This is a genomic window from Rhizobacter sp. P3_C12 (assembly GCF_056402735.1).
On record NZ_JBFUGW010000218.1, the window covers coordinates 1 to 10,693 of the forward strand.

A 10,693-nucleotide genomic window follows, 5' to 3' on the forward strand; every position below is an offset into this window, starting at 1 on the left:
AAGCGAGACCCCTCGGCACATCAGCACGGCAACCGACAAAAAGATGGGGGATGCGTTCAGTCTCCTGCTGTGCTACCGATATTCCTTCCCATGGCCGATACCGCTTTCCTCGCCGCCAAGATCCTGCTGCTCGAGCACGATCCGAAGCACTATCCCGAGCTGCTCAAGTTCTGCGAATCGCTCGGGATCATCACCGTGCCGCGCGCGGCGGCCGACGCGATGGACGCGCTGGCCCAGCACAAGGACCTGGCCGGCGTGCTGCTGGCCGAAGACCTGCCCTGCGACGGGCCTGACAGCCTGAAGCTCGCGCAGGCCCTGCACCGCCAACGCCCGGAGCTGCCGATCTTCCTGCGCCGCACCAGCACGCGGGCCCTGACCGACGACGAATCGCGCTGCATCACGCACCCGTGGGCCAGCGGCCAGCTCGATGAGCTGCGCGCCCACATCGAGCGCAGCCTGTTCGGCCTGCGCTACCCGATGGCGCTGGTGCACGGCATCGTCGAGCTGACCTGCAAGGCCATCCGCTCGATGTTCCCGAACGCGACGGTGGAGGCCGGGGCGCCCTACGTGGTGCACGACCGCATCATCTACGGCCAGGTGTCGACGCTGATTGCGCTGGAGAGCACCTGGTGCCGCGGCTACATGATGCTGCAGACCGAGGAAGGCGCGCTGCGCCAGGGCATGGCCCAGGGGATGGGCTTCGAGGGCGTCGGCGGCGACCTGGGCTTTCGCGAGCTCAACAACCTGATCGCCGAGACCACGAACCTGATCTGGGGCGCGTTCAAGAACCACTACATCCCGTCCGAGGCGTTCCCGACGCAGCAGACGCAGGTGCCGATCGTGATCAACCACGAGCAGAAGTACATCTCGTTCGGCTCGCAGGATCCGCAGCTGTGCATCCGCTACCAGCTCGCGGACCCGAACCACCCGCGCCAGCGTTCGCTGACCATCGTGCAGCGCTTCATCTTCAACCTGCTGTTCCGCCCCGAGGCCTTCGTCGAGTTCTCGAATCCGGCGTCCACCGACAACACCGGCGAGCTGGAATTCTTCTGAAGAGAAACCGCTGAATGGCCCAGATCCTGGTCGTCGACGACTCCCACACGATGCGCGAGATCGTCTGCAGCTTCCTGAAGCAGAACGGCTTCGACGTGGCCCAGGCCAACGACGGGCGCGACGGCCTGCGCCAACTGTCGCTCGACCCGGCCATCAAGCTGGTGGTGAGCGACATCAACATGCCGAACATGGACGGCCTGACGATGGCCGAGAAGATCCGCAGCGAGCTCGGCAACGCAGCAGTGCGCATCGTGATGCTGACCACCGAGGACAACACCGAGATGCGCGAGCGCGGCAAGGCGATCGGCGTCACCGGCTGGATCGTCAAGCCGTTCCGCGGCGAAGCGGTGCTGGGGCCGTTCCGAAAGCTGTGCGGTCTGTGAGACGCGGGGCGACTGAAAAGATCGGCAAAAAGATCGGCAGAAAATCCGCAGCAAGAAGACTAGAAAAGTACGCAAGCTGTTGTTTCACAAGAAGTTCTCCGCGAAACAACTTCGGAATAAAGATCGGCAATTCATCCGGCCAGCCGAGCCCAGCTGCACGAGTTGCTCAGGGCGATGAACTCGTTACCCGGAAGCGGCCACGACACCGCCTCCAGGCTGACACGAAAGTGCAAGACACGCGGGCGAACATCGCGCAAGTCAAGAGGGGAACTTCGGGCTTCTGAACTTTTCCGCACGAGCGTACTTTTCGGGCCTCGCGAGATCGGTTTCATGCCGGTTTCGACAACACAGGGAGACAACCCAATGCGACACCTCACGCGGCTGTGCCTGGCCGGGATCGGCGCCGTGCTCGTCGGCCTGACGACGGCGGCCCTGGCGACCAACTACTCGTTGTGGATCAACGGCCGCACCGGCGGCGGGATCCTCGGCAACTATGCCGACTTCACCTACTGGGGGCCGGCGACCGTCGAGGCCGGCGTCAACAAGAAGTCGGTCAACTGGGACGGCTACAACCACGTCTCCGACCAGAACTACCTGGTGCGCAACGCGCTCGACTGCTACTGCACCGGGCCGAACTGGTGCTACGTCGCGGCGCACAGCGCGGGCGACCTGATGATCGGCTACGCGCTCTCGCTGTACGGCGGCACGGCGCGCTACAAGAAGACCGCGATCGCGAGCTCGACCGGCGAATGCGGCAACAGCGACGGCACGACCCAGGTCGGCTGGAACATCAAGTGGGTCGACATCGCCGCCGGCGCCGGGGGCGGCAGCGAGCTGGCCGATGCCGGCGACTGGGCCGTCTCGGAGCCGCTGGTGTCCGACCTGAAGACCGCCACCGCCCGCGCGCTGTACGACCACAACAACACCCGCGCGACCTGGTTCTACATGTACGCCGGCTCGAAGGGCACGCTGTACTCCTTCGTGCTGCCGGGGCAGGACGACGAGGTCGTCGCGTACCACTCCAGCGGCGGCGTCTCGGGCAGCTCGGGCGCGAGCTTCTGCAACCCGAGCGACTGGCTGTGCAACGACCTGACGCTGGGCACCGCGAACAACGAAGGCGGGCGCGCCAAGTGGAGCAACCATTCGGTGGTGTTCCGCGACGATGCCGAGGCCTACAACCACTACACGAACAAGAACTGGGGCGGGGTCGTCTCCAAAGTCCGCGCCGACATGGCGACGAACGCGCGCTGACCTGAGAGGCAACACCGCATGGGCAAGCCGGCGCTGGTCGCCGCCGCGTGCGCGATGGGGGTCGCGCTGCTGGTGGCATTGAGCTTCGGGCGCGACGCACCGGCCGAGGTGCCGGCACCCTCGCCTGCCCCGGTGGCCGTGGCCGCGGTTGCAGCACCGGTCGCGCCGCGGCCGGCGTCATTCAGCGCGAGTGCGGTGCAGGCGCGCCGCGCGCAGCTCGACCTGTGGCAGCAACGGCTCGCGCGCTCTGAAGACACGCTCACCAAGTACAAGACCTCGACGCGCTACCCGCACGAGGCGCGCCCGCTGTCCGAGCATCCCGACCAGCTGCGGCCGTTCGATCCGGTGGCCGAGGAGATGCCGTTGCGCACGCCCGGCGGCCAGCCGGCCAAGGGCGTGCGCGTGCGCAGCACGCAGGACCGGGTGTTCGCGAGCGGCGCCGAATCGGTGCGCCTCACGGTGCGGGCCGTCGATGACGACGATCGCCCGCTGCCGCTGCTGGTGACGCGCGCCGTCGCGTTCGACCTCCCTGATGCGCGCCGGCCCTCAGGCCTGCCGCAGGTGCCGGTCACGTTCACCGAGGCCGCGGACGGCAGCCTGGCCGCGGTGCTGCAGCCGTCAACGCAGGGCTTTGCGGAGTTCGCCGGCACGATCCGCATCCAGGCCTACCTGAACCAGTCGGGCCAGCTGGGCAACGTCAATTTCGACCTGGTCTACAACCCGCTGGTGCCCGCCGAATGGGCCGGTGTGCGCGAGGCGCTGCAGGCGGGCTCGCTCGATTTCTTCCTGAAGGCACGGGTGGCGCAGCCCGGCCGCTATGTCGTCAGTGCGCGCGTCGACGATGCGGCCGGCAAGCCGTTCGCGCTGCTGAGCTTCAACGACGAGGTGGCTGTCGGCGAGCAGGAGTTCAGGCTGCGCCTGTTCGGCAAGCTGGTGCGCGACGGCAGGCCGGCCTTTCCGCTGACGCTGCGCGATGTGCAGGGATTCCTGCTGGTGCCCGACCGCTTTCCGGACCGCGCGATGCTGCCGCGGCAGGCCGGCACCGTGCACACCAGCAAGGCGTATGCGCTCGACAGCTTTTCAGATGCCGAATGGAGCAGCGAGGAGCGCAGCCGCTACCTCGCCGAGCTCAACAAGGACGTGGATGAAGCAAAGCGGCAGGTCGACACACTGAACCGCTGAGGCGCGGGCGGGCCGAACGCCGGGTCGTCATCAAAGCCAGCGCCACACCCGTACAACCCAGGCGGGAATGCGCTGGCCGCGGGGACGATAGTTCTGGCGAAGTTCTGCGTACATGGGTGACCTCCGAGGCGCGAACTGTATCTTCATACAGTACTGTGTGCAAGCACAGTGTTCACCGCATCAACCTTTGTAGCTGCCGCGCACCGCGTCGCCGGCCGCCTTGGCACCCAGGCCCGTCGGGTCCACGAAGCCGACGGCGGTTTCCGTCAGGCTCGCGCCCATCTCGACGCCGGCCTTCTTCACGTCGCCGCCGATCACCGCGGTGTCGGCCACGTGCAGCGCGCCGCCGATCGCCTTGGCGCCCAGCTCGCCCAGCGCAGAGAACACCTTGCCGAGGCCCGGGATCTTGCCGAGCGTGTTCTTGATCAGGTCGCCGATGAAGTTGAAGGCCTTCGACAGGCCATCGAGGATCTTGTGGCCGATGTACTCGGCGTTGTCCATGTTCGTGCCGTTCTTCTTCACATGGCCGTCGTTGGTCTGGTCGAGCCGCTGGTCGGCCTTCAGGTGCCCGTAGCCGTACTTGCCGAAGTCCTGCAGCAGGCCGGCCTCGGTGCCGTGGCGCGCGTCGCCATCCTTCGTGAAGCCTTCGATCTTGCCGTTCTTCGTCACGTCAGCGGGGCGCACGTCGCCGTCGCGGTCCTTCGCACCCTTGACCCAGCTGACGACGTTGGACGCACGCTGTGCCGCGTCGGCCCGCTCCTGCGGGCTCTTGGCCGGATCGTCCCAGTCGCCGCACTGCTTCTTCAGGTTGTCCTTCACGCCGCTCTGGTTGCCCAGGTTCTTCAGCGTCGGGTTGCCATCGACGATGCTCTGCGCCGAGGCACCGGGAGGCGCCTTGTCATTGGCCGACGGCATCACCGGRCCGCCACCGCCGCCCTGGCCCCCCTGCGCGCCCTGCGTCGCACTCGCCTGGCCCTGCGGCACCGCCAGCGCCTGCTGCGGCTGGGCCTGCGGCATCGGCGGCAGCGAGCGCATCGCCGACAGCGACGACGCCGACATGCCGGGCTCCTCGCTGTCGTCATCCTTGCCGCCGAGGGTGAGGCTCGGGAGCTTCAGGCCACCCATCACCTGGTCGATGAGGGCCCCGTGCTGCTGCCCGCCCTGCGAGGCGGCACCGGTGGCCGATGCGGATGGCGCCCCGGCCTGAAACAGTGGTGTGGACTGAATCTTCATGATCGAGGCACTTTCGATGCATCGCTGCGGCCCGCTGCGGCGCAGCGATCGAATCCGGCGAACGGTTCCCTACCTTAAGGACGAGGTCGCGCACACCGGCACGCGCGATGCGAAGCGACGGCCGCCCACGCGAAACGCCCCTGGAATGCCCCTGCCCGCCACACGGCGACACCTGGGCCGGCAAGCCGCTCCCTATGATCGATCGCATGAGCACATTGAACGAACTCGCCGGGCAGCCGGCCCCCGCCTCGGTGCTGGTCGATGTCGGCCGGCTGCTCGCCGCCTACGCCGACGATCGGCCCGATCCCTCGGTGCCGGCGCAGCGCGTCGCGTTCGGCACCTCCGGCCACCGCGGCTCGTCGCTCGACCGCTCGTTCAACGAATGGCATGTGCTCGCGATCGCGCAAGGCATCTGCGACCACCGGCGCCAGGCCGGCATCGACGGGCCGCTGTTCCTCGGCGTCGACACGCACGCGCTGTCGGCACCGGCCGCGGCCACGGCGCTCGAGGTGCTGGCGGCCAACGGCGTGACGGTGATGCTGGCCGAGCGCGACGAGTTCACGCCGACGCCGGCGGTGTCGCATGCGATCCTGGTGCACAACCGCGGGCGCACCGTGTCGGGCCAGGGCCTGGCCGACGGCATCGTGATGACGCCCTCGCACAACCCGCCGCGCGATGGCGGCTTCAAGTACAACCCCTCGCATGGCGGCCCGGCCGACGAGACGGTGACCGGCTGGATCCAGGCCGCGGCGAACCGCCATCTCGAAACCGCGCTGAAGGATGTGAAGCGCATGCCGGCCGCGCGCGCACTGCGCGCCGACACCACGCGCCGCCACGACTACCTGCAGCACTACGTCGGCGAGCTCGGCCAGGTGGTCGATCTCGACGCGGTGCGCGCGGCCGGCGTGCGCATGGGCGTCGATCCGCTCGGCGGCGCCGGCGTGCACTACTGGCGCGCGATCGCCGAGCGCTACCGCCTCGACCTGACCGTGGTCAGCGAAGAGGTCGACCCGACCTTCGGCTTCATGTCGCTCGACTGGGACGGCCAGATCCGCATGGACCCGTCGTCGCCGTACGCAATGCAGCGCCTGGTTGCGCTGAAGGGCCGCTTCGACATCGCGTTCTCGTGCGACACCGATCACGACCGCCACGGCATCGTCACGCCGGGCGCCGGCCTGCTGCCGCCCAACGACTACCTGTCGCTGATGATCGAGCACCTGTTCCGGCACCGGTCGGCCTGGGGCCGCGAGATCGGCATCGCGAAGACCGTCGTCACGACGCAGCTGATCGAGCGCATCGCCGCGCGCCTCGGCCGCCCGCTGTTCGATGCGCCGGTCGGCTTCAAGTGGTTCGCCGACGGGCTGCTGAAGGGCAGCCTCGGTTTTGCCGGCGAAGAAAGCGCCGGCGCGAGCTTCCTGCGCCGCGACGGCAGCGCCTGGAGCACCGACAAGGACGGCATCGCCGCCGCGCTGCTGTCGGCCGAGATCACCGCGACGCAGGGCCGCGACCTCGGCGCTGTCTATGACGAGCTGGCCGGCGCGCTCGGGCGGCCGGTGGCGGGCCGCATCTCGGCAGCCGCGACGGCGGCGCAGAAGCAGCAGCTCGCCGCGCTGTCGCCGCAGCAGATCCGCTCGACCGAGCTGGCCGGCGACCCGGTGGTGCAGGTGATGAGCCAGGCGCCGGGCAACGGCGCGGCGATCGGCGGCATCAAGGTGGTCACCGCGAACGGCTGGTTCGCGGCGCGGCCGTCGGGCACCGAGGACATCTACAAGATCTACGCCGAGAGCTTCCGCGATGCGGCGCACCTGCAGCGCTTGCTCGACGAGGCGCAGCGGGTGGTGGACGCGGCGCTCGCCCGCTGATCGCGTTCAGCGCTGCAGCTTGCCGTGCCAGAACGGCTCGGCCTGGCCGGCGCGCTTCAGGGCCTTGCGCGCCGCGCGGGCCGAACGGGCCTGCTGYGCGGCCAACCAGCCGACGGCGAACCAGGCTTCGGGTTCGGTGACGGCCCGCTCGCGATAGGCCTCCAGCGCCACCGCCAGGTCGTTGTGGCTTCCCAGCGCGTCCTGCGCAGGCGCCAGGGCCTCGAAGAAGCGCGCGACCGGCTTGTCGCGGTACAGCGGCGCGATGAACTCGGCGAGGTAGCGCAGGCGCTTCAGTTCCTTGCGCACCGCATGCTGGTCGTCGGCCGGCGCGTCGACGAAGCCGCGTGAATGCCCGATCAGGCGGCGCAGCAAGGCATCGAGGCGTTCGCCGATGGCCGCCACGGCCGGGCCGTCGTGTGCGCCACCGCTCATCGCCGACGCTTCCATCGCATAGGCCTGGACCGCCAGCAGCACCTGCTGCACATCCGCATGCTGCACCCGCGCCTCGATCGGCCCGGCATCCGCCGGCAGTCGGGGCCGCGTCAGCGGCGGCGCGCCCGCGGCGACCAGCGCATCGGCGGTCTCGTCCTCCAGGATCTGCTGGTCGCGGTCGACGCCGAGCACGCGGAACAACGCGGCCACCGGCGCCTCCCAGCCCGGGTCGAGCCCGCAGTCGAGCGGCGCCATCTCGCGCAACACGACGCGCAGGCGCCGCAGGCCGATGCGCAGCTGGTGCACGTGCTCCGGCTGGCGGCTGCCGGAGGCGACCGCGCTGGCATTGCGCAGCACCTGGGCCAGGCAGGAGCTGATCGCAGCCCGCGCGAGGGCCGGACCATCGGCGTCCGCGGCCAGCTGCGGCGGCTTGGCGCGCGCCGCCGCCGGGTGACTCTGCCCGTGCGACAGCAAGCTGCCGCGCTCGGCCTTCGAGACGATGTCGAGCCACAGGCCATGCTCGCCGACCCAGTCGGAGGCCAGCGCGAACAGGCCTTGCAGCGGCCCGGCCTTCCATTCGAATTCGATCTCGCGCAGCGGGTGCATCGCGGTGCCGGCGACGACCTGCCCGACATCGAGGGCCGCTTCGACCTCGGTGCCCCCCGGCAGCGTGAAGACGCGCACGACGCGGTCGACCTCGGTGCGGAACACCTCTTGCAGGGCGACGCCGCCCAGCACGTCGAGAAGCCGCCGGTGCGCCGGCGAGCCGCGGTGGCGATCGAGGTTGATGGCCGGTGCGCCGCTGCGCACGGCGTCGACCGGCAGTTCGGCGTTGTGCTCGAGCCGCGACACGCCGTGCGCGCCGCTGGCCTTCAGCGTCTGCACCCAGCGCGTGCCTTCGAGCCGCAGGCGCAACGCGATCTCGTGGCGGGCCAGACGGCCGTCGGCGGTGTCGAAGTAATGCGCCTGCATCCGCACGGCCTCGGTGCGGCCCTGCAGGAAGCGCTGTCGCAGGTGCGTGAATCGGGTCTCGGGAATCTGGAACTTCAGCTCGATCTCATGCATGGGGAAAATCAGGGTTTGGCTCGGGTCAGGCGTGCACGCCAGCGGTCCCAGCCAGTGTGCCAGCGCGCGCGCAGCGTCGGCAGGTCACCGCCCGGCGAACCGGTGTCGGACGAGGCGACCTCGTCGCCCCGGTCCTGCGCCGCGCGCCGCACGAACTGCGGGTCCATCATCAATGCGCCGATCGACATCAGGCCGAGTCGTTCGCGAAGACGTCTTGTCTCCATGATCTGCGCTCCGTTCGCCGGACCTCGGGCCGCTCCGGCATGGCGCCGCGTCAAGGTCTGGTATAAACGGTATATATCGTATAAACCATTGAAGTCAAGCCGATGACCACATCACCGACCCCACGCAAGACCACCGCAAAGACCACCCCCAAGACCGCTGCCGCTCCGGCGAGGAAGACTCCCGTTGCTGCGAAAAAGCCTTCAGCCAAGAAGGTAGCCGCCAGGAAAGTCGCCCCCGCGAAGGCAGTTGCCCCGGCCGCCACGGCGGTCGCCGAGAAGCCCAAGCACAAGCTGGTGCGCGACAGCTTCACGATCCCGAAGTCGGAATACCAGGTGCTCGAGGCGCTGAAGCTGCGGGCCGCCGCCTTGAAGCGCCCGACCAAGAAGAGCGAGCTGCTGCGCGCCGGCATCGCGGCGCTGAACGCGATGGCCGACAAGGCCCTGCTGGCGGCGCTGAACAGCGTGCCCAGCCTGAAGACCGGCCGTCCGAAGGCGGACAACGGCGCAGTGAAAGACTGACGAGCGTTCAGGCCATCAGGTCGCCAGCTCGCCCCACGCCGTCGCGACGCGGCGGAAGCGGCCTTGCTCGTCGAGTGCTTCCGCATCGACCAGCTCGGCCGTGCCTTCCATCACGGTCCCATGAAAGTCGTGTTCGATCACCGATCGCGGCGCCTTGAACGCGGCCGGGAGTTGCCCGCCCGCGTCGGCGTCGAACAGCGAAAACCCATAGACAGTGACCAGCTTGTCGACTTCCATCTCGGCTCCTTGTGTGCAGGTGAGAACGGTTGAGAACGGGGCTGTTGGGGTGGTGCGATGCAACAAAAATTATAGGAAGCCTGCCACCTGAGCTCAGAAGCCAATCCACCCTGGCGGGTCGGGATTGGCTTGCGCTGGATCCAGGATTGGCTCAGGGATTCACATCCGCCCCGAGCGGGCAGGTGCCGCCGCCCGCCGGCGCGTTGACCCGGGCCACGCGCGGCTTGCCGAGTGCCGGTGTCGCAGGGTCGTAGGCCGCGTTCGGCGCCTTGTAGCTCGCCAGGTAGCTGCTCAGCGCATCGATGTCCTGCGCGCCGCCCAGCAGGTTGGTGCCCTGCTGGAAGGTCGAAAAGCCGTCGCCGCCGGTCGCCATGAAGTTGTTGATCGTCACGCGCCAGGTCTTCTGCGGGTTCACCACCACGCCGGCCACGTCGACCAGCGTCTCGGTGCCGGCCGCCGTCGTCAAGGTCACGCCGCGCACCCGCGCATTGCAGGCCGCGCTGCCGTCCCAGGTGTAGCGCAGGCTGGCACTCGGCACCATCAGCCGGGTCGCGGTCGCGAGCTGGCCGCGGCAACCGGCGAACTGCTGCTCGAGCACATCCTTCACGTTCTGCGTGGTCAGCGTCAGCGTCACCAGGCTGTTGCCGAACGGCTGCACCGTGAAGGCCTCGCCGTAGGTGATGTTGCCGTCGCCCTCGCCGACCGCACTCGACGTGAAGTTGAAGCCCGGGCTGCGCACGCCGCCACGGTTCATCAACGCGAACTGCGCGCCTCCGAAGGGCGGCGCCGCGGTGGCCGCCAGCTGCGCATCGGCGATCAGTTCGCCGGCCGGCATGTTGCAGGCCGCGTCGCCGGTGACCGGCAGCGCCTGCGTGATGCTGCCGATCACCTGGTTCGCGATCGGCGCGACCAGCGCGTCGTAGGCAGCGACCAGCGCCGCCACCGCTGCGTCCGGCGTGGTCGCCGCATCGCTGCGGTCGACGACGCGGTTGGTCGCGCTGACCGCTGTCACGTCGCCGTTCGACGGGTTGATCGTCAGGTCGATGTCGCTGACGACGCGGCCGAAGGCGCCGGCCTGCGTCACCGGGATCATCCGGCCGGTCGCGTTCGGCAACTGGCAGTTGTAGGCGGTGTGGGTGTGGCCGCTGACGACCAGGTCGACCGCGTTGTCGAGCTGGCGCACCACGTCGGCGATCGCCGAGCCGGCCAGGCCGCCGGCGCAGCCGTTGATGTCGTTGCTGCCGACCTGCGA

The 10,693-nt window shown here is 69.0% G+C and carries 12 protein-coding genes; 6 read left to right on the forward strand and 6 right to left on the reverse strand.

What is annotated here, in order from left to right; translation table 11 throughout:
- Window positions 1-90 precede the first annotated feature (90 nt).
- From AC1DXV_RS25480 to AC1DXV_RS25495, 4 genes are all read left to right on the forward strand, one after another.
- Entirely contained in the window at window positions 91-1,053 is a 963-nt protein-coding gene (locus AC1DXV_RS25480; RefSeq protein ID WP_477936179.1) for a chemotaxis protein CheX, read from the forward strand.
- A 14-nt stretch (window positions 1,054-1,067) separates the two neighbouring features.
- A complete protein-coding gene (locus tag AC1DXV_RS25485) occupies window positions 1,068-1,436 on the forward strand; it encodes a response regulator (protein ID WP_477869150.1) in 369 nt (122 codons plus the stop codon).
- Between the two features lie 363 nt (window positions 1,437-1,799).
- Window positions 1,800-2,687, forward strand: coding sequence for a hypothetical protein (locus tag AC1DXV_RS25490; RefSeq protein ID WP_477936181.1), 888 nt, complete (start codon window positions 1,800-1,802; stop codon window positions 2,685-2,687).
- Between the two features lie 18 nt (window positions 2,688-2,705).
- On the forward strand, window positions 2,706-3,869 hold the full coding sequence (locus AC1DXV_RS25495) for a hypothetical protein (RefSeq protein WP_477868191.1): 1,164 nt from the start codon (window positions 2,706-2,708) through the stop codon (window positions 3,867-3,869).
- Window positions 3,870-4,049: 180 nt separating this feature from the next.
- Here AC1DXV_RS25495 and AC1DXV_RS25500 read toward each other — a convergent pair whose 3' ends face one another.
- Entirely contained in the window at window positions 4,050-5,102 is a 1,053-nt protein-coding gene (locus AC1DXV_RS25500; RefSeq protein WP_477936183.1) for an HrpF/NolX family T3SS translocon protein, read from the reverse strand.
- A gap of 206 nt (window positions 5,103-5,308) precedes the next feature.
- On the opposite strand from AC1DXV_RS25500, the gene pgm reads away from it, so the two are divergent.
- Window positions 5,309-6,964 (forward strand): phosphoglucomutase (alpha-D-glucose-1,6-bisphosphate-dependent), encoded by a 1,656-nt coding sequence (gene pgm / locus AC1DXV_RS25505; RefSeq protein ID WP_477868195.1) that lies wholly within the window; start codon window positions 5,309-5,311, stop codon window positions 6,962-6,964.
- A gap of 6 nt (window positions 6,965-6,970) precedes the next feature.
- Here the strand turns inward: pgm and AC1DXV_RS25510 are convergent, their stop codons facing one another.
- The 3 genes from AC1DXV_RS25510 to AC1DXV_RS25520 are packed head-to-tail and all read right to left on the reverse strand — an operon-like array spanning window position 6,971 to window position 8,996.
- Window positions 6,971-8,461: a CYTH and CHAD domain-containing protein gene (locus AC1DXV_RS25510; RefSeq protein ID WP_477936185.1), complete on the reverse strand. Its 1,491-nt coding sequence runs from the start codon at window positions 8,459-8,461 to the stop codon at window positions 6,971-6,973.
- 8 nt (window positions 8,462-8,469) lie between these two features.
- Window positions 8,470-8,685, reverse strand: a complete 216-nt coding sequence (locus AC1DXV_RS25515; RefSeq protein WP_477936187.1) for a hypothetical protein — start codon at window positions 8,683-8,685, stop codon at window positions 8,470-8,472.
- A gap of 50 nt (window positions 8,686-8,735) precedes the next feature.
- Entirely contained in the window at window positions 8,736-8,996 is a 261-nt protein-coding gene (locus AC1DXV_RS25520; RefSeq protein ID WP_477873958.1) for a hypothetical protein, read from the reverse strand.
- Between AC1DXV_RS25520 and AC1DXV_RS25525 the strand changes: the two genes are divergently transcribed.
- Window positions 8,980-9,204 carry a hypothetical protein gene (locus AC1DXV_RS25525; RefSeq protein WP_477873960.1) on the forward strand — a complete coding sequence of 75 codons (225 nt, stop codon included), beginning with the start codon at window positions 8,980-8,982 and terminating at the stop codon, window positions 9,202-9,204. The two genes, AC1DXV_RS25520 and AC1DXV_RS25525, sit on opposite strands and share 17 nt — an antisense overlap.
- A gap of 15 nt (window positions 9,205-9,219) precedes the next feature.
- On the opposite strand, the gene AC1DXV_RS25530 is transcribed toward AC1DXV_RS25525, so the two are convergent.
- Complete coding sequence (locus AC1DXV_RS25530) at window positions 9,220-9,441, reverse strand: hypothetical protein (protein WP_477873962.1); 222 nt, start codon at window positions 9,439-9,441, stop codon at window positions 9,220-9,222.
- 151 nt (window positions 9,442-9,592) lie between these two features.
- The coding region (locus tag AC1DXV_RS25535) for a 5'-nucleotidase C-terminal domain-containing protein (RefSeq protein ID WP_477936189.1) at window positions 9,593-10,693 on the reverse strand (1,101 nt) is incomplete at its 5' end.